This is a genomic window from Psychrobacter sp. PSi21, from assembly GCF_054960615.1.
This window is the reverse complement of record NZ_JBHNYR010000010.1, coordinates 69020-93522: the sequence shown is the minus strand read 5'-3', so window position 1 is coordinate 93522 and position 24503 is coordinate 69020. Positions and strand designations below refer to the sequence as shown.

20 protein-coding genes are annotated in these 24503 nt (G+C 48.4%); 10 read left to right on the top strand and 10 right to left on the bottom strand.

Annotated elements, in window-relative coordinates:
- The first annotated feature begins 65 nt into the window (after positions 1-65).
- The gene (locus tag ACFI32_RS08720) at positions 66-1274 is read left to right on the top strand and encodes an FUSC family protein (protein ID WP_462626147.1); all 1209 of its coding nucleotides are present in this window, start codon (positions 66-68) and stop codon (positions 1272-1274) included.
- Between the two features lie 102 nt (positions 1275-1376).
- On the opposite strand, the gene ACFI32_RS08715 is transcribed toward ACFI32_RS08720, so the two are convergent.
- Together ACFI32_RS08715 and ACFI32_RS08710 are read right to left on the bottom strand one after the other, a co-directional pair.
- Positions 1377-2498 carry an ABC transporter substrate-binding protein gene (locus ACFI32_RS08715; RefSeq protein WP_462626146.1) on the bottom strand — a complete coding sequence of 374 codons (1122 nt, stop codon included), beginning with the start codon at positions 2496-2498 and terminating at the stop codon, positions 1377-1379.
- Positions 2499-2643: 145 nt separating this feature from the next.
- Positions 2644-3486 (bottom strand): Cof-type HAD-IIB family hydrolase, encoded by an 843-nt coding sequence (locus ACFI32_RS08710; RefSeq protein ID WP_462626145.1) that lies wholly within the window; start codon positions 3484-3486, stop codon positions 2644-2646.
- Between the two features lie 352 nt (positions 3487-3838).
- Between ACFI32_RS08710 and ACFI32_RS08705 the strand changes: the two genes are divergently transcribed.
- Together ACFI32_RS08705 and ACFI32_RS08700 are read left to right on the top strand one after the other, a co-directional pair.
- Positions 3839-4450 (top strand): hemerythrin domain-containing protein, encoded by a 612-nt coding sequence (locus tag ACFI32_RS08705; RefSeq protein ID WP_462626143.1) that lies wholly within the window; start codon positions 3839-3841, stop codon positions 4448-4450.
- A 115-nt stretch (positions 4451-4565) separates the two neighbouring features.
- Positions 4566-5054, top strand: coding sequence for a BLUF domain-containing protein (locus ACFI32_RS08700; protein ID WP_462626141.1), 489 nt, complete (start codon positions 4566-4568; stop codon positions 5052-5054).
- A gap of 174 nt (positions 5055-5228) precedes the next feature.
- Here the strand turns inward: ACFI32_RS08700 and ACFI32_RS08695 are convergent, their stop codons facing one another.
- Together ACFI32_RS08695 and parC are read right to left on the bottom strand one after the other, a co-directional pair.
- Positions 5229-5552 carry a hypothetical protein gene (locus tag ACFI32_RS08695; RefSeq protein ID WP_462626140.1) on the bottom strand — a complete coding sequence of 108 codons (324 nt, stop codon included), beginning with the start codon at positions 5550-5552 and terminating at the stop codon, positions 5229-5231.
- Positions 5553-5733: 181 nt separating this feature from the next.
- Entirely contained in the window at positions 5734-8019 is a 2286-nt protein-coding gene (gene parC, locus ACFI32_RS08690; RefSeq protein ID WP_462626139.1) for a DNA topoisomerase IV subunit A, read from the bottom strand.
- Between the two features lie 389 nt (positions 8020-8408).
- Between parC and ACFI32_RS08685 the strand changes: the two genes are divergently transcribed.
- The 6 genes from ACFI32_RS08685 (at position 8409) to ACFI32_RS08660 (ending at position 17016) form a co-directional block, all read left to right on the top strand.
- The gene (locus ACFI32_RS08685) at positions 8409-10157 is read left to right on the top strand and encodes a vWA domain-containing protein (protein WP_462626138.1); all 1749 of its coding nucleotides are present in this window, start codon (positions 8409-8411) and stop codon (positions 10155-10157) included.
- A 325-nt stretch (positions 10158-10482) separates the two neighbouring features.
- Positions 10483-12210 carry an AMP-binding protein gene (locus ACFI32_RS08680; protein WP_462626137.1) on the top strand — a complete coding sequence of 576 codons (1728 nt, stop codon included), beginning with the start codon at positions 10483-10485 and terminating at the stop codon, positions 12208-12210.
- Positions 12211-12653: 443 nt separating this feature from the next.
- Positions 12654-14369 carry an AMP-binding protein gene (locus ACFI32_RS08675; RefSeq protein WP_462626172.1) on the top strand — a complete coding sequence of 572 codons (1716 nt, stop codon included), beginning with the start codon at positions 12654-12656 and terminating at the stop codon, positions 14367-14369.
- 214 nt (positions 14370-14583) lie between these two features.
- Positions 14584-15300, top strand: a complete 717-nt coding sequence (gene rph / locus ACFI32_RS08670; protein WP_462626136.1) for a ribonuclease PH — start codon at positions 14584-14586, stop codon at positions 15298-15300.
- 57 nt (positions 15301-15357) lie between these two features.
- The gene (locus ACFI32_RS08665) at positions 15358-15858 is read left to right on the top strand and encodes a hypothetical protein (protein WP_462626135.1); all 501 of its coding nucleotides are present in this window, start codon (positions 15358-15360) and stop codon (positions 15856-15858) included.
- 288 nt (positions 15859-16146) lie between these two features.
- Complete coding sequence (locus ACFI32_RS08660) at positions 16147-17016, top strand: hypothetical protein (RefSeq protein ID WP_462626134.1); 870 nt, start codon at positions 16147-16149, stop codon at positions 17014-17016.
- 125 nt (positions 17017-17141) lie between these two features.
- Here the strand turns inward: ACFI32_RS08660 and hemJ are convergent, their stop codons facing one another.
- The 6 genes from hemJ to serB all read right to left on the bottom strand — a co-directional run bounded on the left by hemJ (position 17142) and on the right by serB (position 22637).
- Positions 17142-17576 (bottom strand): protoporphyrinogen oxidase HemJ, encoded by a 435-nt coding sequence (gene hemJ, locus ACFI32_RS08655; RefSeq protein WP_462626133.1) that lies wholly within the window; start codon positions 17574-17576, stop codon positions 17142-17144.
- 85 nt (positions 17577-17661) lie between these two features.
- The gene (gene bioB / locus ACFI32_RS08650; protein WP_462626132.1) at positions 17662-18762 is read right to left on the bottom strand and encodes a biotin synthase BioB; all 1101 of its coding nucleotides are present in this window, start codon (positions 18760-18762) and stop codon (positions 17662-17664) included.
- A 160-nt stretch (positions 18763-18922) separates the two neighbouring features.
- A complete protein-coding gene (locus tag ACFI32_RS08645; RefSeq protein ID WP_462626131.1) occupies positions 18923-19429 on the bottom strand; it encodes a hypothetical protein in 507 nt (168 codons plus the stop codon).
- Between the two features lie 328 nt (positions 19430-19757).
- Positions 19758-20147, bottom strand: a complete 390-nt coding sequence (locus ACFI32_RS08640; RefSeq protein ID WP_462626130.1) for an AciT family ciprofloxacin tolerance protein — start codon at positions 20145-20147, stop codon at positions 19758-19760.
- 187 nt (positions 20148-20334) lie between these two features.
- Positions 20335-21324: a DUF368 domain-containing protein gene (locus tag ACFI32_RS08635; protein ID WP_462626129.1), complete on the bottom strand. Its 990-nt coding sequence runs from the start codon at positions 21322-21324 to the stop codon at positions 20335-20337.
- A gap of 122 nt (positions 21325-21446) precedes the next feature.
- Positions 21447-22637 (bottom strand): phosphoserine phosphatase SerB, encoded by a 1191-nt coding sequence (gene serB, locus ACFI32_RS08630; protein ID WP_462626128.1) that lies wholly within the window; start codon positions 22635-22637, stop codon positions 21447-21449.
- A gap of 402 nt (positions 22638-23039) precedes the next feature.
- Between serB and ACFI32_RS08625 the strand changes: the two genes are divergently transcribed.
- A complete protein-coding gene (locus tag ACFI32_RS08625; RefSeq protein ID WP_462626127.1) occupies positions 23040-24440 on the top strand; it encodes a hypothetical protein in 1401 nt (466 codons plus the stop codon).
- Positions 24441-24503 lie beyond the last annotated feature (63 nt).

The following is a 24503-nucleotide window of genomic DNA, read 5'->3' as shown; positions in this document are numbered from 1 at the left end:
GATGGATGCTGCTGGCATTGTATTACTTACCGCGACCGTTACTTATTGATACAGGGTATGACTGCGTGACAACGTCTATTTGGCAACGCTTTGCCGCCTTATTTGTCGAATCCTATGCCCGCTACCAGTATGCTGACATACTGCACGCCATACGTTTGGGCGTGGCGGTGGTATTGGCACTATTGTTAAACAAACTCACTCATTTTCCGCATGGCGAATGGACCACCATCACAGTCTTTATTATCTTAGGTCTGCTGCAATATCAAGGGGCGATTTATACCAAAGCCAAAGAGCGGGTGCTGGGCACGCTGCTTGGGATTATCGTTGCCTTGGCGATTTTGTGGCTGACTCAAGGCTTGGGCGGTTGGTCATGGCTGTATTATGTGCTAATCGGTGTTGCCAGTGCGGTAATCGGTTATACTGCCGTGAGACAATTGGGCTATATTGGCTTGCTCACAGGCATCACTATGCTGATGATCGTGTCCAACACTAATCAGGTCAATGTCAGTCAGGATGGGATATACCGCGCGCTCAATATATTGATCGGTACAGGAGTGTCGGTTGCGGTAACGTTGATACTGCCGCTCAAATCGACGCTGATGTGGCGCTTTTTGCTGGCAAGCAATTTGGAAGCCTGTGGCAACTTATATTCAGGCGTGGGTGATCATATTGACAATGAACCCGTAGCGCATGTACCTAAAAAAAGCAATGTACCGCAGGCCTTTATTGACAATGACATTCCGGTGAATAAAGCGCTGATCGCAGAGCTAAAACAAATCAATAAGCGGCTGCTGGCGGTACGTCCGCATATTGCAGCCACAGCCAGTGAAGCGCGTATCAAAAAAGAGACGCTTGAGACCATACAGCGCACTCACCGCAATATCATCGGTACGATTGATTTGCTGCTCAACGCTGCACCGCGTCTGGCCAACATTGACATTGACGACGACAATCACGTCCTGCTGATGCATTATCAGCATGAGTTGACCCAAGCAATGCGGCATATGGCTGCGGTACTGCGTAGCCCCAGCGATCAGGTGTTTCGCCCCATCACCCGTATTGCGGTGTCAGAATATCCCAGCGTCAATCATCTTAGCTTTGAGTGGCAAGGGTACTTTTGGTTGACTCAAAAGCTGCAAAGCCAGTTGCAATACTTAAGTGACTTACTACAAGCCACCAAGCCGCAGTGGTATGCCGCCTCAGGACTTGGCTATCAGCGCCGTGAGCAGCGACGCATCCAAGAAAAAGGTGGCGAGACAGATTTACATGTGTAGTGCAACGCGGTCGCCACCTTTGATTGAGGTGTCAGTGACTGGCTCGGACTGGCTTGGCTAATCACCGTAACAAGCGCTTCATAATACCAGCCAGTGTACTGATTAGTTGGCTTTGAGCTTATCCCAGTATTGCTGATAAATTTGCAGCGCTTCATCACCCACATCTTCTTGGAATTCAGCTTTGGCAAGCGTGGCTTTATCAGGATAAATGGTCGGGTTGTTTTTGACCGCATCTGGCATCAGTTCGCGTGCAGCTTGATTGGGTGACGCATAGCCAATTTCTTCACTGACAATTTTGGCATTTTCAGGGCGCAGCAAGTAGTCAATAAACTGATGCGCGGCATCGACATGCTTGGCATTTTTGGGGATGACAAAGTTGTCCATCCACAAGATAGCGCCCTCGCTTGGGTATTTGTACTCAAGGTTGGTGAGGCCTTCATCCTTAGCCATCACCGCTTCGCCATTCCAAATCATACCGACGTTGGTTTCGCCTTCAATGTACGGCATACGTGCAGCGTCTGAATTGAAGGTTTTAACGTTTGGCATTAAAGTGGTCAACTTATCGTAAGCGGCTTTGATTTCGTCAGGGTTTTTGCTGTTACCTGAGTAGCCCAGCGTCATCAGTGCCATGCCAAACACTTCACGCACATCATTCATCAGCATCACCTGACCTTTATATTCAGGCTGCCACAGATCATTCCAGCTGTTAACAGAGGCAGGATCGACAGCGTCGCCATTGATCGCCAGACCTGTGCTGCCCCACATATAAGGAATCGAGTATTTGTTTTCTGGATCGACCTTGGTATTGGTAAATGAGGTATCAAGGTTGCTAAAGTTGCTCAGTTTGGATTTATCCAGCTCTTGCAATAAGCCCTCATCGGCCATTTTTTCAACATAATAGGTAGAAGGTACGGCCAGATCATATTGGCTAGAGTCGTCAAGCAGCTTGAGCTTGGCGTACATGGCTTCATTAGAGTCAAAGGTGGTGTAATTGACGCTAATACCTGTCTCGGCCTCAAAACCGTCCAAAATTTCCTGCGGCATGTATTCAGACCAGTTGTATAGGTTGAGCGTCACGTCACTGCTGGGTGCACCGTCAGCGGCGGCGTTGTCATTGTTACTACAGCTGGCAAGTGCCATGCCGATGGCCGCACATAAGACAGCTTTAGGCAATACACGAGTCGAAAAGCTTGGGGATGGGTGAGATACGGATAAACGTGGCAAAATAGCGCTCCTAAGCAAGGCAAGCAGATAAAAATGGCGAATCATAACAGTTTGTTGCGTTTAACGTTACTATTATGGTTATGATGACCCTGAATTTAAAGGGGAATTAACCAATGGATATTTGATGGGCGACTTGGTTTGCCCATCAGCGGTGACTGGTAATGGCATCGATATACAGAGGCTCAAGCACAGACTGAATGCCATACGCCTCAATCGTGCCTGTGATTATATCTGCACGCGCCTTGAGCTCAGGTTTGGCATCGCCCATTGCCACTGCAAAACCCACCAAATCAAACATTTCTAAGTCATTCATACCATCACCAAATGCCATACAATCGCTGACATCAATGCTGTAGTGCGCGCATACGTCTTTTATACCGCGCGCTTTAGAGGCATTGATGGGCAAGATATCGGCACCAATTTGATGCCAATGCACCAGTTTTAGACCATATTGGGTAAAGTCAATCTCTTGCATCTTATCTTGTTGATTATTAAAAAATACCGAACACTGATATACAGGGGTCGTTTGGTAATAGACGGGATCGACGATTGAATTTGGCGTACGTGCATTAAATTCTCGCAAAAGATCATTTTCACCTGACCAAGCAATATGGGTGGCTGAGTCAAACTTATAGATTAATTGGCTTTTTTGGCAGAGAGTCGCGATGGTATTTACCTGCTCATCAGACAACGGGTAGTGGCTGATCACCTGATCACGATCAAAGCTGTATTGTCCATTCATACAAATGATGGCATCCAAAATATGGTTGTCGAGCAGTGCCAAAATGTCATCAGGTAGTATCGCTTTAGAACGACCTGTTGAAATCACCAGCTTGATGTCTGTTTTGGCCAATGCTTCTAGTGTCGCTTGGTTGTGGGTGGCGATAATACCACCGCGACTCAAAGTATCGTCAATGTCAAAAAAGATAATCTTTGGTGTGGCTATTTCTGGTATGGGCAGTTGCGTTACCGTGTCGTAGGTAGACATAGGCTTCCTTAGTTGTCGTATCCCTTATGTGTGCTACTTGAGTATCAGCAATCATTTGGGTGTATGGTATGGCACTTGGGTGTTTGGTATAGATAGGCATATTTTATACTCAGCTTTCACTTTATCCTACCGATTCGTCTATGCCGATTGATAGACTTTTTGACGAGATTGTGTAACGAGCCAACTTGTTTCTAATTTCTTTTTATATCAACCAGTTAATGTAAATTTTTATTGATATTACCGTTGTTTTTCTAAGTTTTAGTGCTATATAGATGAGGTACGTCGCGGCTGTTCTTAATTTTATCTATACAAATTATAGCCGCGTAACTGATCAAAAAGGATATGATATATAGTGACTGAGCAAATTCAAGACATAGATAATAACGCACGGCTGGGCGATGAGGTGGTAAACGTATCAGCGCGCCACCCTGAAAGCAGGCTGGATGCAGATCAGCTGTTTTTGTACCAACAACTGCCGCCTAAGCAGTGGCAAAGCGGAGCATATCGTTATAAAACCTCATTTTGGCTGAATATCCATGCCGATATTCGCCAACATCAGCAGCGACTTTATGATGTCAGTACCATGTATCAGACAGGCGATTTGACATGGACAGTGTACCGTACTCAGATCATGCCACTTATCCACCAGTATATCTTTAAGTTGCATCAGCACCACAATATCGAAGATCAAGGTTATTTCCCGCATTTTATCGATAGATATCCGCAGCTACAGTCAGGATTTGAGATATTAGATGATGATCATGTGCGCTTGGATGCGCGGTTAAATGACCTGCAGGCGTTGAATGAACAGCTGGCGAGCAGTCAAACCCAGGATGCAGACCTTGCCAAGCAGCTGCATCAAGTGTTAATAGATACCAGTGAGTTGCTCTTGCAGCACTTAAGTGATGAAGAGGATTTGGTGATACCTATTTTGGGTTTGAATGAAAGCGTAGAGACGTTTTGAGTGCCTATCGTTTGAAGACAGAATTTAATTATTAAGAAACCTAAAAATACTATTGATTAGAGTTAGAATTAAATAGTATCTTAAATGAAATTATTTATTATCAAATGGACTTATTATGACCATTAATGCTAAAGATACCTCGAAAATGCGAAAAAGAAATGGTGAACATATCTTGATTAGCCTGACGTATATCGGCAAAAATGTCGAACTGAAGCCAGGGCTGGAGTTGACCCGTGCGCTTGAACACTGGCGCCGATATTTTGAAGAAAGTGGCTTGGTTTCAGCACTTGTGATTAGCGAAGGTTATTTTGTCCAAAATATTCAAGGATCCAGACCCGCTGTCAATGAGGCATTAACTAAGATCGTTGAGGAACACTTGAAGATTTTCCCTAATGTCGTCAAGGTAAAAGAAATAGAGGCGCGTCGATGGAATGGCTTTTTGGTCAAGCATCTGACCTCAAGTCTTGAAGATGAAGACTATGCGCTCAGAAGCTTTTCGGCAGGCCACGACTATAACCCTTATTTAATGAAAAATAATCAGATCACCGACTTTATAAAAGCAGTCTTTGATGAGCACGATGCAGAAGTGGACAATATCATTTGATTTTAATTTTTTGTAACTAAGCGCTTGCCAAGCAATGGCTTGAGCGCTTGCCTAATGCCATTAACTGATGGCCGCGATACCTAAATGGTATCTACACGGCAGGTCAATGGCACACCTTAGTAGACATCTTATATATGAAGGGAAGGCAAATCCAGCCAGTATGTATCGCCAGTCTTATTTTACCCCAAAGAAACCGACCTCATAGCCCGCTTGACGCAATACTTTTGTCCCTTTTATGCTTAAAAAAATGAGCGTAATTAAGCTTATGAACGGAATAAATAAAAGTATGATGACTAAAGCTTTGATACCGATCGAATAATCGAGCCCTGTACAAAGACGATAAGCACCGTAAACCGCTGCTGCGCTGACCAGTAGCGACAGTATAACAAGAGTAACACCGAGCTCAGGGGTGCTGCGTTGTGATACGCTCACCAAAAAATTGGCGACAATGGCATAAATAACAATTTTTTGTCCAGAAGCGATATCTTGTATATTCATAGTAAAGACTCAAGTTATTTAACGATATATATTAATGGCAAACCATCGTGATCGAATATGAGGGTTGTTATTTCATTAGCGATCAATCAGCAGGGTTAACCCTCTGAAAAAAACCATCTGACGGATGTGCGGTAACAGGGTAGACACGGTTGCCGCACATCATGGCAAAAAATCAGTAGCGCTACCCAATATCAAGACGAGTCACATTTTGAAAACCTCTTGGCAACTGTGCGCCGCGATTGCCCCGTTTGCTGGTATAGTTGGCCAAATCGATCGGCTTTAGGGTCACATGACGTTTGCCTGCCGTGATGACCAGGCTGTCTTGCTGATTGAGCACTGTCATGGCGATGATAGCTTCATTGTCCTTGAGCGCGATCATTTTATTTCCCTTACCACGAGCCTGTTCAGGCAAATCATCAAGTGGAAACATGAGTAGATAGCCTGCATTAGTCACCACGGCAATGTGGTCGGGTGTCCGCTGCGCCGCGTCATCTGCCGAGGTGGGTAGGGCGATTGGTACGACTGGTAGCAGCTGACTGTCATCATCGATGGTGATGATTTTTTTGCCTGCTTTTTGGTTGGTGTCTAGAGTGCCCAAGGTATTGATAAACCCATAGCCTGCGCTACTGGCAAGCAAAATCTGCTGTGTGTTATCTCCTGCTAATAGCTGCTCAAAGCTTGCGCCTGTAGGTGGCTTTAACACACTGGTCAGCGGGTCGCCTTGACCGCGCGCGGAGGCAAGGCTGTGCGCGTCGATGCTATAGCTGCGTCCTGTACTGTCGAGGATATAAATTTTTTCATTGGACTTACCGCGTACGTGCGCTTGGTAGCTGTCGCCTGAGCGGTAACTCATGCCTGTGGCATCGACTTCGTGACCTTTGGCGGCGCGTATCCAGCCAGCTTTTGATAGTACAGCAGTGATGGGCTCGCTGGGTACCAAGTCAGACTCTTTTAAGGCTTGGGCTTCGTCGCGCTCCATGAGTGGTGACATGCGGTTGTCACCATTGGCTTTCATATCTTCCGTCAGCTCGTCAATGATCAGCCCCGTCAGACTGTCTGGATTGTCCAGATAGTCTTGTAAGGTGGCGCGCTCTGCTGCTAAGGCGTTTTGCTCACTTTTGAGGGCGATTTCTTCAAGTTTTGCCAGCTGACGTAAGCGGATATCTAAAATAGCACTGGCTTGAATGTCCGACAATCCATAGTCTCGCATCAGCGCGGCTTTTGGCTCATCCTCTTCACGAATGATGCGAATCACCTCGTCAATATTGAGGTAGGCAACGAGTAGTCCTGCCAAGATATGCAGGCGCTTATCAATCTTATCGAGGCGATGCTGAATACGGCGGGTAACCACGCCGCGGCGACAGATGAGCCATTCTTCTAAGATATCTTTGAGGTTTTTGACTTGCGGCTTGCCGTTTAGACCAATCATATTCATGTTGACGCGGTAATTGCTCTCAAGGTCGGTACTGGCAAACAAATGGCTCATCACTCGTGCGACATCGACCCGCGTTGAGCGCAGCTCAAGCACGATGCGGCATGCGTTTTCGTGATCAGACTCATCATGAATGTCTGTCACCCATGGCAGTTTTTTATCACGCATCAAGCGCGCGATTTGCTCTTGGATTTTGTTGCCTGAGACTTGGTAAGGCAGCGCATCGATGATGACCAGATTTTTTTCTTGGCGGTCAATATGGTAAGTGGCGCGCATTTTGTAGCTGCCACGGCCACGTTCATAGATGGCTTGCAGGTCTTTTTTACTGGTGATGATTTCAGCGGCTGTTGGCAAATCGGGTGCTGGAATCGACTGGGTCAGTTGTTTGATTGACAAGTCAGGATTTTTAAGCAAGCGAATGGCGGCGCGTACCACTTCATTGAGGTTGTGCGGCGGGATATCAGTTGCCATACCCACGGCAATACCTGTGGTGCCGTTCAATAAAATATTGGGCATGCGTGCAGGCAAGGTAATGGGCTCTTGTAGCGAGCCATCGAAATTGTCTTGCCAATCGACCGTACCTTGTCCAAGTTCGGTGAGCAAGGTATTGGCGTAGGCTGACATCTTGGCTTCGGTGTAGCGCATGGCGGCAAAGGATTTTGGATCATCGGGACTGCCCCAGTTACCTTGACCTGTGATGAGTGGGTAACGATAGCTGAACGGCTGCGCCATCAGTACCATTGCTTCATAACAAGCACTGTCGCCATGAGGGTGGTATTTACCCAGCACATCACCAACCGTACGCGCGGACTTTTTGGGTTTGGCAGAGGCTTTTAATCCAAGCTCACTCATGGCATAAATGATGCGCCGCTGTACGGGCTTTAGACCATCGGCGATATGCGGCAGAGCGCGATCCATGATGACGTACATGGCATAGTTCAGATACGCCTGCTCGGTAAATTCCGCCACAGAGCGAGTATCCATAGGCTCGCCCGATACGGCGGGCGCAATCGTGTTATCAATAACATCGGACATAAAATAAGTTTCGCTTATAAGAATCAAATCAGATGGTGCGGCGCAGTAGCACGGCCTCATGGCAAGACGGCTATATAGCGTGTGCCATGGCTCACAAGACAGGTATGGCAAGCCGCTACTGTCCGGATGCCGTTGTCTTGGTGCTGTTTGGTTGCGCCGCAATATAATACCGCTATCGTAAAGCAAATCGCGGCAATTAAAAAGGTGCTGGCCAGAATAGACGACAAGCGATGACGTGCTTATGTGGCAGGGTATGGGGGCTTTGACGCTTACAGTTGGATATAGTGCAGGCCGTTTTTTTATGATTTAATATACTTTTGTACAGTCAATTGATACTGGCTGCTATTGCCATCTATTTACCAACTGTTTATCAACGAGGATATTGCCTTATGCCATCACCGTGCGATACGTTTTCACGCAAGCCATCAGCCGTTTGCTGCATGTTTTTATTGAGTACGTTGAGTCTGGCACTCGCCGCCTGTAGCACGACTGCTGTGGATCAATCGAGCGCTGATCATGCGGCCTCAATGAATGGAACGTCTACGCCAGTCGTGGCATCAGAAGCCATGCGGATACCAAAGAAAAGTCACAGTAGGATGTACCGCCGCAGTAGCCCCCAAGCCATGATGATGTTGTCGGGATCCATGCCATCTCCAGTTGTGCCGCAGGTTACGGCACGCGACAACTACCAAAAAACAGAGGCCAATCCTGTCCACCGTACCGCAGAGATGCCGGTGGCGACCTTATCCATTGATACTGATACGGGCAGCTATGCCAACGTACGCCGCTATCTAAACGAAGGCCAGCTGCCACCTGTTGCTGCGGTACGGATTGAGGAGATGATCAACTATTTCCCCTATGATTTTTCTAACAGCCGCCGTCTGCGCGGTGCACCCTTCAGTGTGGAGACCGAAGTGGTCGAATCACCATGGGACAAAACAGAGCAGAAAAATCAGATCTTAAAAGTGGGTATCAAAGCGCTGGAGCAAGGAGCATCAGCAAATCGCCAGCTGCCGCCTGCTAACTTGGTGTTCTTAGTTGACGTGTCGGGCTCTATGGCATCACAAGACAAGCTGCCGCTGGCCAAATCATCACTGAGCCTGTTAGCCAAACAACTGCGCGCTGAGGACAGCATCAGTATAGTCACCTATTCAGGAAATACTCAGGTGGCACTGCCTGCGACAAAAGGCAGCGACCGCGCTCGTATTCAAGCGGCTATTGAAGCGCTAGGCGCTGGTGGCAGTACCAACGGTGAGGGCGCGCTCAAGCTGGCCTATGCACAAGCGAGCAGTGCCTTTAAAGAAGGCGACATCAACCGTATTTTGATGCTCACTGATGGCGACTTTAATGTTGGCATTCGTGATGTGGATGACATGCTGGAGCTGGTCAAAAACAATCGTGATCGCGGCGTCTCGTTATCGACCATTGGCTTTGGGCGCGGCAATCTCAACGATCATATGATGGAGCAAATGGCGGACAATGGTAATGGCAATTACAGCTATATTGACAGCCTAACAGAAGCCAAAAAGGTCTTTGGCGATGAATTGGCCGCCACCTTTAACACCGTTGCCAGCGATGTCAAAATCCAAATCGAGTTTAACCCCGCTCAGGTGGAGGAGTGGCGGTTGATCGGTTATGAAAACCGCGTGCTGGCTGAGGCTGATTTTACTAACGATAAAGTCGATGCAGGCGAGCTTGGTGCTGGCAAGGCGGTGGTGGCGCTGTTTGAAATCACGCCCACAGGTCAGCAAGGTACATTTGCACCGCGCCGTTATGCGGACAATCAGACTGCTGCCGATCCAAAACATACCAAGGCAGACGAGCTTGGGTTTTTAAAAATCCGCTATAAAACAACGCCAGACCAACCCTCAAAGCTGATCGATGTGCCTATCAGCGCAGGCCAATCCACATCGCTACAAAACGCCCACCCTGATACCCAGTTTGCCGTTGCGGTTGCAGGGTTTGGTCAACGCTTGCAGCAAAGCGATTATATCAACGACTGGCAATATCGTGATAGCAGCCAGCTGGCTCGCCAAAGCCTCAGCCACAATACCGTCTCTGATCCCAACGGTTTGCGCCGCGGCTTTGTGCAACTGACTGAGCTTGCCGAGGCGCTACAACCCTCGCATAACGACTGAATATGGGGGCTACCTATCGCCTCTTTGACGGCTGTCAGTTAAAGCGGATCAGTAAAAAATACTCAGCGATGATAAATCGGAATCAGTCGTGATAAGCGGTAGAAAATACAATCGTGATAGCGTCATATATACGCTGATATAAGGGGTAACAACCTTTTGTAACAGTCACTTAACTGACTGATTTTTTTGATAAAATAGGTCGTCAAGCGTCTTTGGAGACCTGAGTGCTACTCTTTTACATTGAGTAGTCTTGGCAAAATGTGTATGTTAAAGAATAAAGGAAATTTACTGTATATGTTACACATTTACTGGGAGTAGTGAGATTATGGACAATCAAAACAATATGGTTCGTCACGATGACAAGGTATGGTTAAAAACCTACGAAGCGCTGGGCATGGATTATGACATCACCCTGCCAGATGACAACACTTCACTCATTGATATTTTTGAGCAAAGCTTTGCCAAACACAACGAAAAAACGGCGTTTGTGTGCATGGGCTCGTCTTTAACCTTTCAGGAGGTTGACCTCTATAGCAGACTTGTGGCCGCTTATTTGCAGGGGTTAGGGCTGGTCAAAGGCGACAAGGTGGCGGTCATGATGCCCAACATCTTGCAGCTGCCCGTCACCGTTATCGGGGTACTGCGTGCAGGCTTGACCTTGGTCAACGTCAACCCGCTATATACCACCAAAGAGCTTGAGCACCAGTTGACCGACTCTGAGGCCAAAGCCTTATTTATCGTCGAAAACTTCGCCAAAACCTACCAAGATATTGGCCGCAATGTGGTCGATCATGTGGTCATCACAGGTATGGGCGATTTGATGGGGACGCTTAAGGGCTTTATGGTCAATACCGTCGTGCGCCATATTAAAAAGATGGTGCCTAAGTATCATATTGCCAAAAGCGTACGTTTTAAAACAGCCATCGATGAGGTGACCATTGGCAAATACAAGCGTCCCACCGATATTGGTTTGCAGGATATTGCTGTTCTACAATATACAGGCGGCACCACAGGCGTGGCCAAAGGCGCGATGCTGACCCACAAAAACTTGGTGGCCAACCTGATTCAGTCGGATACCTTTTTGGGCAGTGCTTTTGATGAGTACGATAACAATGGTGAGCAGCCTGTCATCATGACCGCGCTGCCGCTGTATCATATTTTTTCTTTTACCGTATGCGGCATGTTTGGTTTATATCGTGGCTGTGTTGGTTTGCTTGTGCCCAATCCGCGCGATCTTGACAGCCTCATCAAGGCGTATAAAGAAAACCCACCCGCATTTTTTCCCGCGGTCAACACCTTGTTTAATGCGTTGGCCAACAATGAAACCTTTAAAGGCATGGATCACAGCAAGCTGCGCACCTCGATGGGCGGCGGCATGGCGGTACTTGGCCCGACAGCAGAAAAATGGCGTCAAATCACAGGCAATATCATCGTCCAAGGCTATGGGTTGTCCGAAACCTCCCCCGTGGCGACTGCCAATCCTGTCAATAGCGACAGCTTTAGCGGTACCATTGGTGTACCGATGCCAGGTACCGACATTGCAATTTTGGATGAAGAAGGCAACGAGGTTACCCTTGGTGAGCGCGGCGAAATCAGCGTACGCGGGCCACAGGTAATGAAAGGCTACTGGAAGCGTGATGATGCGACCGAAAAAGTGATGACCAAAGACGGCTTTTTTCGCACGGGCGATATTGGCATCATGGATGAAGACGGCTACGTGACCATCGTTGACCGCAAAAAAGACATGATTTTGGTCTCAGGCTTTAACGTTTACCCCAATGAAGTCGAAGAAGTGATGGCAGGTCATCCAATGATTGTGGAATGCGGCGTCATCGGTGTGGAAGACGAAAAAAGTGGCGAAGTACCAAAAATCTATGTCGTCCGTCAAGACGATAGCTTAACTGCTGAAGAGGTCATCGCCTATGGTAAAGAGCATCTGACAGGCTATAAGCGTCCGCGCCAAGTCGCCTTTATCGATGAGCTGCCCAAGTCCAACGTCGGTAAAATTTTGCGTAAAGACTTACGCGATCTCGAAGCCAAGAGCAATAAATAATCGCTAAACGTATTCTATTTTCATAGCACTGTTTTTGAGTAACTAGGTGATAAACAGTAAGGTCGCATCCGTGTGGCCTTTGCTTTTTTTATCCGCATGTTTTGACCGTTAATACGTCTTATAAGCTGCTTTATCCTCACTGTCACGCCGCGCAAAACGGATAGGTGCGCGTGGCGGCTGCGCGTGGCACTGAGCGGACAAAACTGCTATAGTGCCAGCACCTATTTACCGTCTTTTTGGGCAAAAAGCCCAATAATAATAGCATCAACAGCCCCCGCGACAACGACAACTGACCATAATAATCGAGTGTGCAACCAGCGGTGTGGTTCACAAATAATCACCAACCAATATGATATTTGCCACCTCATTAGATTATTCTATATCTTTCATTGCATTATTTAGGACAAGTCATGACTGACCATACCAATAACAACACTGCCGAAATGAGCCAATTGCCGACCATGCCTGAGATTCCAAGCGACCGCCCTTGGCTTGATGCCTATGAGCGCTACAATATTGATGCCACTATTAATATGCCCACGGACAATACCTCCTTACTCGAAGTGTTTGAGCGCAACTTTAGTCGTTATGGTCGCAAAACGGCTTATATTTGTATGGGTGCATCCATCAGCTTTAAACAGCTGGACTTGTACAGCCGTCAGATTGCCAGTTATTTGCAGTCTCTTGGGCTCAACAAAGGTGATAAAGTCGGCATCATGATGCCCAATATTTTGCAGTATCCCATCATTGCACTGGGTATCATTCGCGCTGGCATGGTCTTGGTCAATGTTAATCCGCTTTATACCAGTCGTGAGTTGTCGCACCAGTTGCATGACAGCGGTATAAAAACACTGTTTATCGTCGAAAACTTTGCCAAAACCTATCAAAAAGCTGAAGACAAAGGCGATGTTGAGCAGGTGGTCGTTTGCAAATTGGGTGACATGCTGGGTACGGTCAAAGGTGTGGTGGTCAACTTGGTTGCCCGTCATATCAAAAAAATGATCCCCTCTTATAACCTGCCTGATAGTGTCAGCTTCAAGCATGCACTAAATGCCGTCTCGGCCAGCCAGTATAAGCGTCCTGAGCTGAGCTTAAGCGATGTGGCATTGCTGCAATATACGGGTGGCACCACAGGAGTGGCCAAAGGTGCGATGCTCTCACACGGTAACCTCATTGCCAATATGCTACAGATCAATGCATTGATGAACAGCGCCTTTGAAGACGATGTTAATGCTGATGACGTTATTTTAACCGCCTTGCCGCTGTATCATGTGTTCTCCTTTATGGTCTGCGGTATGTATGGCATGTACCAAGGTTACGCAGGCTTGTTGATTCCCAATCCGCGCGACCTAGATGGCCTGATTAAAGAGATGGGCAAATACAAGCCATCCTTTATCCCTGCAGTCAATACCTTGTTTAATGGTTTGGTCAACAAAGACGCGTTTGCCGATCTGGACTTTTCTAACCTAAAAGCCTCTATCGGCGGCGGCATGTCTGTATTGCCAAGTGTTGCCAAAGAGTGGCATCACATCACCGGCTTGCCGATTGTCGAAGGTTATGGTTTGTCCGAGACCTCACCTGTGGTCGCCTTTAACCCGATGACCATCGCTGAGTTTACTGGCAAGATTGGTATTCCTGCCTCAAGCACAGACGTGATACTGACCGATGATGACGAAAAAGAAGTCGCCATAGGTGAGCGCGGCGAAATCTGCGTCAAAGGCCCGCAAGTGATGATTGGCTACCAAAACCGCCCTAAAGAAACCAGCGATTCCTTTACGAAGAGTGGTTATTTAAAGACGGGCGATATCGGTATCATGGATGAAAAAGGCTTTATCAAAATTGTTGATCGCAAAAAAGACATGATCTTGGTATCAGGCTTTAATGTGTACCCCAATGAGATCGAAGAGGCAATGAGCGAACACCCTGCAGTCAAAGAGTGCGGCGCGATTGGTGTACCCAGTGAAGAGCGCGGCGAAGAGCCAAAGATTTTTGTGGTCAAAAAAGGTAAGGTCACTGAGCAAGAATTGCTCGATTTTGGCAAAGAGCAACTGACTGGCTATAAGCGTCCGCGCCATGTGCAGTTCGTTGACGAATTACCCAAATCAAACGTAGGCAAAATCTTGCGTAAAGAATTGCGTAAGATGGAAGGCTTAGAATAAGCGCTATGGGCTATCGATTGATCGCAAGCTACGCAAGTGGGCAGGGCGTCTTCGCCTTGCTATTGCGCAGCGGTCACGTTAGGATGTCTCGATATTTGGGTCAGCGCCTGCGTACTTGACCCCAGACCACACTACTAAAGCGCAGGGCAGCCAGTAAGGTTGCCTGCCGATCGCTTTTTTCTTATTGCTCTTATAACCCGTACTGGAAGATTTTATGCGTATTGATAACCGTGAGCTTGACCAACTTCGTTCAATCAGTTTTGAGCGCCACTACACCAAGCATGCTGAAGGCTCCGTACTGGTCAGCTTTGGTGACACCAAGGTATTGTGTACCGCCAGTGTCGAGTCAGGCGTACCGCGCTGGCTTAAAGGCAAAGGCAAAGGCTGGATCACCGCCGAGTATGGCATGCTACCGCGTGCAACCAACACCCGCAACCAGCGTGAAGCGGCGCGTGGCAAACAATCAGGCCGCACCCAAGAGATTCAGCGTCTGATCGGTCGTAGCCTGCGTGCGATGATTGACTTGAGCAAGCTGGGCGAAAACACCATTTATCTTGATTGCGACGTATTGCAAGCAGACGGCGGCACGCGTACTGCCAGCATCACAGGTGCGGCAGTGGCCTTGATTGACGCGCTTGAGACGGTACAAAAAAGCAAGAAGCTCAAGGCTGATCCACTAATCGGTTTGGTCGCTGCGGTGTCTGTTGGTATGAAAGATGGCGAAGCGTACCTTGATTTAAACTATGAAGAAGACTCGAGCTGTGATACTGACCTAAACGTGGTTATGACGCAAAAAGGCGAGTTTATTGAAATACAAGGTACGGCGGAAGAAAAGCCGTTCACCCGTGCCCAAGCGGATGCCATGCTGGCAATGGCAGAAAAAGGCATCGCTGAGTTGGTTGAGATGCAACAAACGGCACTGGGCTGGTAAGCTGACCCATAACCATAGTGGTTGCTTTAACCCGATCATAATAATAGGTAATCAGGCATGCTCAAGCTGACCGATGATGGCGCAAAAATCACCCTACAAGGACAACCACCCGCAGGGGATAATGGGCTATTTTGGTTCGGCTCGGCGCTGCTTATTGGCGCGGTGGCCGTAGCAATGGCCATGAGCTTATTGCCTGAGCGCTTTGCTATTGGCGCGCTGGCGTTACTGATTGTTGGCTGTTTTATATTTAACCGCAAGCGTCAGCAGCAAAAAAAAGACCACAGCGGCTATATCAGCGGCGGCGTGTTATGGGTGCGGGCAGGCGAGTTGGTTCATGACAGTCAAGGCAAGCGTGAACACATTCATCTGGCAGACGGCGATCAGGTCACACTCTTTGATGAACAAGTCCAAATCGTCGGCGCGGACAATCAGCGCAAGTATCACATTAGCGGTTTTGATAGCGCCCAAGAAGCGCAAGCGACCAAAGCCATTTTAAAAGGTGAGGCGTGTGGCAAGCGCCATGTGAATATTAAAATGCAAGACACGCCAACAGACTAACGCAGTGTTTATAGGACGCCGCCACTCAGATGACATGAGTGGCGGCGTTATTTTGCCCCTAATTATCGATTAGTAAACCCTTACTGTCTTTTTGTTCACCGTTCATTTCTCCCGCTCATTGACTTCCCTTTCATCTGTCCTATGATACCTTTTATCTTTTAAATAACCCCGCTCGTCGCCAATAAATGCTTGCAGAGTGGCTGGTAAATGGTTTATAAATGAAGGCTGATAATCTCACAGTGATGGCAAGTTTTGCTGCCATTGTCATGGTTCTAAAAGGAGTTTGTCATGCCCTGTTTGTCAGTCAATGCTCAAAAGCAGCTGTCACCAGCCCGTTCATCAGATACTACCGTTGCTACTCTCACTACCGCCAGCGTATCATTAGTCAAGCAGTCTCTGCTGGCAGGTGGTTTACTACTGGCGTTAAGTGGTATCAGCCAAGCACAAGCCGACAGTATGAGTGATTTAATCGCCCAAAAATCATCCCTTGCTGAGGTTCCTGTGCCCAGCGCTCGTATCAGCACCCGCTCGACCATATCTCGCGCCCGTACGCCTGCTGCGACCAGTAATGTGCAACAGACCAGCTATGTCCAGCCAGCGAGCAATCATCGTTATACCTCGCAAAAAGTGACAGTCACCCCCTCAAATCCAAGAGACACCCGTGGTTATCCTGACGTGCCGCGCCAGTCGTTTGGGGTGTTGCCTGCGTTTTTGTCTGCCACTTACGACAATGTCGATAGCCAATATATGCCGCTACTTAGCCGTGCTGAAACCCAAAGTGCCCGCGCCGCACGTGAGGTCATCAGTACCGCCCGCACCATGGCGCTCAATGAACGGACGATCATCCAAGGCGGCTGCTGGGATTATCTCAATGCGGTATTTAATCGGGCAGGGGTGACGCGAGACACCATCCATAAAGGCACTTACCGCGAAGGGCCTTATGCCAGCAGCAATGAGATACAAGCAGGTGATTGGCTGTACTATATCAATCATGGCTATAACGATATCGAGCACAGCGGCTTGTTTGTTGGCTGGGTCGATCAAGCTGCCAACCAAGCGCTGATACTCAGCTATGCTGGCGAAAGCCGCCGTGAGCCTGCGCGCTACCGCGTTTATGACTTAAGCCATGTTTACCAGATCATGCGTCCTGTTGGCTAATCGCATTGTCAGTAAAATAGGTATAAAAATAAGCCCCATAAAAAATGTCCACCGCCGTTTGGCGATGGACATGGCGACTATATAGCGTAGCGAGCGTCTATAGAGCAGTTATTAACGATGCTGTGTTAAAACGGTTTGACCACCACCAAAATCACAATAAAAATTAAGGCAAAAACAGGTACTTCGTTAAACCAGCGCCAAAACTTGTGCGTTTTGTAATGCGGATTGTCGATCAGCTTTTTGCGATAGTAGCCGCAAGCACCATGATAGCCTGACAGCAAGACCACCAAAAACAGCTTGGCATGCAGCCAGCCTTGGGTCTTGTACACATCCCAGCCCAAAAACACCATCCACAGCCCAAACGCCCACGTGGCGATCATCGCGGGTGTCATAATACCGCGATACAGTTTGCGCTCCATAATGCTAAAGCGCTCTTGGCTGATGGCATCCTCACTCATTGCATGATACACAAACAGGCGCGGCAAATAAAAAATGGCCGCAAACCAGCACACCATTGAGATGATGTGCCATGCCTTAATCCAGTTAAAATAATCTGCCATAATAGGTTCTCTAGTGCGTCTGTATCAACAGATTTGCGTGGCATATCTGCACATACCGCTGGGGTGCCAGCGGTATTGATTAGGCTTATTCGGCCACCATTATCTGTGACTGATGACCACTCATGGCATCGATGACAGGCAATACTTTGGGCGCACGCGGGGCCGCAAACTGCGGGGTTAAACCCAGCTCACGCATCAGGCGATTGTCACTAGACTGGCTGGCGTTGCCTGTAGTGAGTAGCTTATCACCATAAAAGAAAGAATTGGCACCTGCCATAAAGGCCAAAGACTGCTCGGCATCAGACAAGCTCTCACGGCCTGCAGACAGACGCACGTAGCTGCTTGGGCAGCAAATACGGGTCACAGCGATGGTACGAATCCACTCAAGCACTGACAGTTGACCTTCTGCCAACACCTTGTCACCCAGCGGTGTGCCTGCGATGGGTACCAACAGATTCACAGGGATAGACTCAGGCGCTTTTGGCATTTTGAGCAGCTCATGCACCCAGTCGATGCGGTCGTCGCGGCCCTCACCCATACCAACGATGTTACCGCTACAGACATTGATACCTGAATTGCGCACGTTGGCTAGGGTGTCTAAGCGATCATCGTAGCTGCGCGTGGTGACCACTTCATCATAATAGCGGCGCGAGGTGTCTAGGTTGTGATTGTAATAGTCAAGCCCTGCGTCAGACAACTGCTCAGCTTGATCTGGACTGAGCATGCCTAGCGTCATGCAAGTCTCAAGGCCTAAATCTTTGACTTCTTTAATCAGCTCGACCACATAGGGCATGTCTTTGGCGCTTGGGTGTTTCCACGCTGCTCCCATACAAAAACGCGATGATCCAGTAGCTTTGGCGCGTTTGGCTGCGGCGATGACTTTATCAATCTCAAGGCGCTTTTCTGCCTGTAGTTTGGTCTTGTCGCGATGATGACCTGACTGTGAGCAGTAGCCGCAGTCTTCAGGACAGTTGCCTGTTTTGATAGACAGCAAGGTGCTGATTTGCACTTCATTGGCATTAAAATGCTGACGATGAATGGTCTGCGCTTGCAATAGCAAATCCATAAGCGGCAGGTCAAACAGCGCCGTAATCTCTTCACGGCTGCGCACGACAGGGGCAGCATCAGGGTGCTCGGTGTTGCTCGTATTGGCGGTAGGTTCTGTGATAGAAAGCAGTCCTGCCATGATACAAATCCTTTTAAAAAACTGAAAGATAGTCAACCGAGTAAGTACCGCGCTGACGGTATACTCACTCATAAAAAAAGTTGCGGTATCCTAGTATACCGCAACCTTTGCCATAAAAGCAGACCTGTGCGCCCTGATAAGGAGCACGGCAGACTGCATTTTATTTACCGATTTTGTGCTTGGCAACGCCAATCCAATGATTGGTAAATTGCTGCGCTTTATAAGCATAAGGCTTGGCGCGAGTGATATAAGGTTTTAGCTCTTCTGGTACAGGCGGCACCACGTGTTTGGCCAATTTATTAAACCACATAATCAGGCTATAGTCGCCTTCCATGCTCAGTTTGCCTTCCTGCACTGCAGTCATAAAGCCCATTGCATTGCCTTGAGTCAACAGCTTAACACCCGTCATCGAATCTTTAAAGTTAATGGTCAATGTTGGCTCATCGGCGTGACCACTGTGCTGGCTAAATTCACCATTATCAAATTGATAATAACGCGCTACGCCAGACTCTTCGCTGGCAAGCTCAATGGTGACTTGACGATCGGTCAATAGGGCTTGGACGTCTTCATTGTCACTGGATGCCAGCATTGACAAACGGTAGCCGATAACGGCCAGTAGTACGTCAAGCGGGTCAGATTTGATGTCTAAAACAGGAATGGTAAACATGGTCAATCTCCTAAAAGTGAGCAGTAAAATAGAAATCAATGTATCTGAATTTTTACCACAATTATATTTGTATTTAGTATAAACAGTCATCAAACGCAACTCTTTAGGAGTTACGTAGAACCTATTAAGTATCTTGTAACAGTCTTTAGCAGTAATAAGAGCGTGTGAGACGTGATAAGCAGGCATGCTACCGCGATCGTAGACGCTGCGCAATAGGGTATTGAGTAAAACGAGGAGCTGACTCTGGGTTAGGTATCTGGTTCAGGGTATTCAGTCGTGCTGACATTGGACTATTGATGATGAGGCAGGGGTATTGTAGACCGTCTGCTCATTCAAAACGCGGTTCAAAATCGTCATAAATCGGTGTGTGTTCTATTAGGTGCGTGTTTGCAGCGGCGCGCTGCTTGGCTACCGTTTGGCTCAAGTCTTCATAACGCAGCGCTCGATACAGCACCCAACCGCCAAAGGGCAGCCAACTGATACCCAGTGCCGCCACATAGCTGTGCCACTGACTCAGTGCCAACCAGCTGATTAGTAGCTGCTGAATAACAATCAAGCTGAGCACAAAGCCCGCGCTACCAACCAAAGACAATAGCAACCAGTGCCGCGAATAATAAGCGATGGCCACTGCAAATCCCATCAACATACCGCCAATAAACAACATGCCCGCGCGCCACAGGTTGATATCGTGATCCAACAAAGTTACTAAAAGCATCATTCATCTCGCCGTCATAAGGTGAATTGCAATGTGATCATTATGACGGCTTGGATGGCAAAGCTAAATAGGCGGTAGGCAGTATTGCGACAATGGTTGACGCTTAGGTTTATCGGTATGTTGGGAGGTATAAGCGGTCGTTTTTTGCGACAAAATGACAAAAATGACCGAAACACGATGCAGTATCAGCTTAAGCGTGACCGTTACGACGTCCCCACCATGACAGCAAAGACACCAATACCGCGCCCAAGACAATCAGTCCAACAGTGGTGAGCCAGTGCGCGCCAGTAGGGTATTGCCACGGCATCACATTGTGAATCGCATCGCCAGTTAAGCTGCCTATGGCATCGACTTTCCACGGCCAGACCTTGACCAGTGACCCTGCGATAAACCCTGTCAAAAGCGCCAGCGTGGCTTGATAGTAGCGTGACAGTAGCCACTTGAGCATATGGGTAAAGAGCAGTAGCCCTGTGACCATACCCGCCATTACCGTGGCAATGATGGACAAGTTAAAATTGTGTACCGCCTCTAATACAGTGTCATAAGCCCCCAGCAGCAGCAGGATAAATGATCCAGACACCCCCGGTAAAATCATCGCACAAATGGCAATCGCCCCTGCAAAAAACAAATAGGGCAGACTTGTTGTGGCGGCCAATAGTGGCATACTACTGATCATCACTGCCGCGATAAGCCCAAAAACAAACAAGCCACCGCGTACTGGTGTCCAGCGCTTAATCTCCGTCAGTAGTAGCAAGACGGTGGCTGCCACAAGACCAAAGAAAAATGACCAAATTAATAACGGCTGATTGTCCAGCAAGCCTTTGATAATACCTGCTAATGTGATGAAGCTGGTGGCAATCCCCAAAACCAAGCACAGCAAAAAGGTCGCATCGATATGACGCCACACGGCTGCCAAGCCTTTAATACCACCCTCTTTACGAAACACTTGCCACAGGTTGGGGCCGATGCTGCCAAGCGCACTGATCAGACGCTCGTAAATACCTGAGATAAGGGCAATCGTGCCGCCTGAGACGCCAGGTACGATATCGGCGGCGCCCATTGCCATCCCCTTAACATAAACGGCGAATAGCGACTTTGGGGTATCTTGCGGATCGGTCGCGTCATCAGTGTGCTGAGGTGACAGTGCAGCATCGGGCCGCGGTGATTGTGATGCCGACATGGACATTCCTTTTGACAAAAAAAGCACCCAATGTTGGGCGGTGAAGATAAATGCGCTGGGCTTACGGTGCAAACCCAGCGTTGAGAATGGCGGTGTGTATAGCCGCCAAATAGAGAGGCTGGTTAGGCAGGGACAAGGGCAGGGTAGCCAAGCGCATAGAACACGCCTTCAAGCCCTGTCACATTGACCGCCGCATCAGCGCGTGCTTGCACAATAGGCTTGGCATGGTAAGCCACGCCCAAATCAGCAATTGCCATCATTGGCAAATCATTGGCACCATCACCAACACACACCACTTGCGACAGCTCAATGCCTAGGCGCTCAGCGGTATGGGTGACGATGGCCGCTTTTTTGGCACCATTGACAATCGGCAGCTGCACGCGACCTGTGACCGTGTCCTCTTCAATATCTAAATGGTTGGCATGAACCTCGTCAATACCCAACTGCTCAGCGATGTAATTGGCAAAGTAGGTAAAGCCGCCTGATACCAGCATCGTATGGTAACCCAAGACTTTAAAGGCGCGGATGGTGGTCAGCGCCCCAGTTGACAGCGTGAGACGCTCACAAATCTCATCCAGCACCGTGGTTGGGATGCCTTCTAACAGAGCCACACGCTGGGCAAATGACTCATCAAAGTCGATCTCACCGCGCATGGCTGACTCCGTGATGGCTTCTACTTGTTCACCAATACCCGCTGTTTTTGCCAGCTCAACGATGACTTCTTGCTCAATGAGGGTCGAATCCATATCAAAGCATGCCAGCTTATGGGTACGCAGCATGTGACCGACTGAAAGAATATGACAATCGACCAAATCTAGCGCATCAAAATCGTCATTAAAGTCAGCACAATCTGGATTGAGGCGATACTGCTCAGCCAACTCACGGCGCAGGCGCGTGGTCAACTGATCGTCAATAATGTGCGCCGCAGCGGTCTTTTTGGCAGGATGCATCAAGGTATCGGTGACGGGCACAAGCAAGTAGCGAAACACTTGCGTCGGTATAAATGGTGGTTTGGCGGCGCTGTCTGTTGCAGCTGTAAGCGGTACGTCAACAAAAGACGCCTTCTTGTCTTCGGCCACGGTGACCAAGTGCCAGTTCGGCTGTTCGTTAACCCACGACTGGACATACTGATGGACATCAAGGGTTGGCATGCGGGTAGGGAGTACCACGACTAAGGCAAATACAGGTAGAGACTGTAATGCGTCAAAATCCCGCAAATCGGTATCATCAGGCAGTAACGATGCAATAGAATCGACGGCTTGTTGCCAAGCTTTGCTGTCTTTTGGTAACGAGTAAGGCGTATTTTTTGGCATGGCTGAATTGTCCCTTGTATGCTCAGATAAGATTAGGAATAATAACAGTTTTACCGTGCAGCGCCTATAGGCGGCCTATGAAGTATTTTTGGCTTATTTTGTCCTATTTTTTTGGGATTTATTCACATACACATCGGCTTTAACGTTAGAATGTCAGCGCTGAGCTCATATCTCTGACAGACGGTGATAAACGCGTTCATTATTGGCAAAGCGCTCGTATCACATCAACTGCGTATGCCCTATGTCGTCCTCACGATCACCGCTGCACCAGACTTGCGACGCATCCAGTCAGCGCATGGGCATCTCAAGCATGGGCACCTTAGTATTGGTAGTACACAATTCCAAAAAATGAGCCATCGTCTCGTTTTTTAATTTCTCTTATCCAAAAAAGTTTACGACATCATGATGTATTTAGCGCCGCGGCAAGGGTTGTTTGCCATTATTATTTTGGTCAGTTTCTGTTTGCAAACGTTGTTTTTAGTCATCAGTACTGATCAGCAGCTGACGGACAACCGTGAGCAAAAAGGTGAGCAAATGGTCACCCAGCTCATTGATGAGGCGCGACTGTCTTTAGAAAACAAAGACCGCGTCAGCTTAAGCGTGATTGCCAACCGCTACACCAGTGAGCAGGACGTGGCACGCTTGGTGATTCGTGACAGCAAAAACAATATTTTGGTGCCTGTGGGTAACGCACCCATGCAGCAGGGCGAGACCATCACCCAAATTGCGACGCAAGGCGATGCGGTGATCGGCAGTGTGGCGCTCACGCTAAAAGACATCAGTAAAGGTGAAATCATCGCCATGCAGTGGCCGTTCGTCATTGCGTCACTGATTTTGCATTTGTTTTTATGGCTCATTTATGGCTACATTGCACGTCCAACTCAAGCGCAAATAGATGCGCTGAGCCGCACGATTCAAAACCAGCAGCAAACCTCTGACGGTCAACAGCCGCCGCCAGCCGCCGAGCGCCGTAACGATGCCACGCCGCCTCAGGACAATAGCGCCGATAGCAGCCAGCACACCATCGTCAAGCGTGCCGCGGTAAAAGGCAAAAACATTCATAAAGAGTTAAACGCTTATCTCAGATCACAGCAAACGAGCAACAGCGAGAAGGAAGCAGATGACGTAGAGCCGCAAGCTGCTGCGACTCAGCCCAGCAGTAAAAATAAAAACAGCACCAGCCCTACCAAACTCTCGGGAGGGCGTGACTTTAGCCGCGTCAGCGTACATATCATGTTTCATGATGAGTACAATATGCTTGAGCGCCTAGCCCCTGAAATGCGTGCGCCTTATTTGGCCTTATGTACGCAGCTTTTGGATCAAGCCTTGCACGAACTGCTCAAGCAGCCGCTACTTGCAGGAGTGACGGCAGAAAATGAGCCTTATTTTAGTGAAAATGGCGCGTATGCCGTGCTCAAAGCCGATAACAACCATGCCAAAGTGGCGCTTGCTGGCGTGATGCTGGGTAAATTGTATCTGATGCTCAATAAAATCATTCATGATAAGCATATTGAACTGTCTCGTTTTGCGTTGCCTGCCAAAGTTGGGGTCAGTGATGAAGCACAAGCCGATGCCATGGGTGCCCTGCTGGACAATAAAGGTAGAAAAGAGCAAATGTTGATCTTGCTGCCGACACTGGGACTCAAACAAATTAGCCACCACGTTCAGGTGCATAGCCTAAAACGCCCAACCACCGTTTATGAGCGCGAATGTGCGGTATTTGATGGTGCCAACGAGTCCTTAATGCAGCGTTTGGCTGATGTGCGTAATGCTGTCCTAATGGGCGGCAATAGCCATGCCTAAAAAGCGATAGCGCGATTCCGACCAGCGTCTATCACCGCGCTTTGTCATGAAAATGATTGACAA

Bases quoted from the DNA above. Each gene is read 5' to 3' on its own strand.
- ACFI32_RS08700 (WP_462626141.1), top strand. From the start codon at position 4,566: ATGACCATTAATGCTAAAGATACCTCGAAAATGCGAAAAAGAAATGGT.
- ACFI32_RS08640 (WP_462626130.1), bottom strand. From the start codon at position 20,147: ATGATGCTTTTAGTAACTTTGTTGGATCACGATATCAACCTGTGGCGC.
- ACFI32_RS08625 (WP_462626127.1), top strand. From the start codon at position 23,040: ATGATGTATTTAGCGCCGCGGCAAGGGTTGTTTGCCATTATTATTTTG.
- ACFI32_RS08645 (WP_462626131.1), bottom strand. From the start codon at position 19,429: ATGTTTACCATTCCTGTTTTAGACATCAAATCTGACCCGCTTGACGTA.
- serB (WP_462626128.1), bottom strand. From the start codon at position 22,637: ATGCCAAAAAATACGCCTTACTCGTTACCAAAAGACAGCAAAGCTTGG.
- ACFI32_RS08695 (WP_462626140.1), bottom strand. From the start codon at position 5,552: ATGAATATACAAGATATCGCTTCTGGACAAAAAATTGTTATTTATGCC.
- bioB (WP_462626132.1), bottom strand. From the start codon at position 18,762: ATGGCAGGACTGCTTTCTATCACAGAACCTACCGCCAATACGAGCAAC.
- ACFI32_RS08710 (WP_462626145.1), bottom strand. From the start codon at position 3,486: ATGTCTACCTACGACACGGTAACGCAACTGCCCATACCAGAAATAGCC.
- rph (WP_462626136.1), top strand. From the start codon at position 14,584: ATGCGTATTGATAACCGTGAGCTTGACCAACTTCGTTCAATCAGTTTT.
- ACFI32_RS08675 (WP_462626172.1), top strand. From the start codon at position 12,654: ATGAGCCAATTGCCGACCATGCCTGAGATTCCAAGCGACCGCCCTTGG.
- ACFI32_RS08665 (WP_462626135.1), top strand. From the start codon at position 15,358: ATGCTCAAGCTGACCGATGATGGCGCAAAAATCACCCTACAAGGACAA.
- ACFI32_RS08635 (WP_462626129.1), bottom strand. From the start codon at position 21,324: ATGTCGGCATCACAATCACCGCGGCCCGATGCTGCACTGTCACCTCAG.
- parC (WP_462626139.1), bottom strand. From the start codon at position 8,019: ATGTCCGATGTTATTGATAACACGATTGCGCCCGCCGTATCGGGCGAG.
- hemJ (WP_462626133.1), bottom strand. From the start codon at position 17,576: ATGGCAGATTATTTTAACTGGATTAAGGCATGGCACATCATCTCAATG.
- ACFI32_RS08685 (WP_462626138.1), top strand. From the start codon at position 8,409: ATGCCATCACCGTGCGATACGTTTTCACGCAAGCCATCAGCCGTTTGC.
- ACFI32_RS08660 (WP_462626134.1), top strand. From the start codon at position 16,147: ATGCCCTGTTTGTCAGTCAATGCTCAAAAGCAGCTGTCACCAGCCCGT.
- ACFI32_RS08680 (WP_462626137.1), top strand. From the start codon at position 10,483: ATGGACAATCAAAACAATATGGTTCGTCACGATGACAAGGTATGGTTA.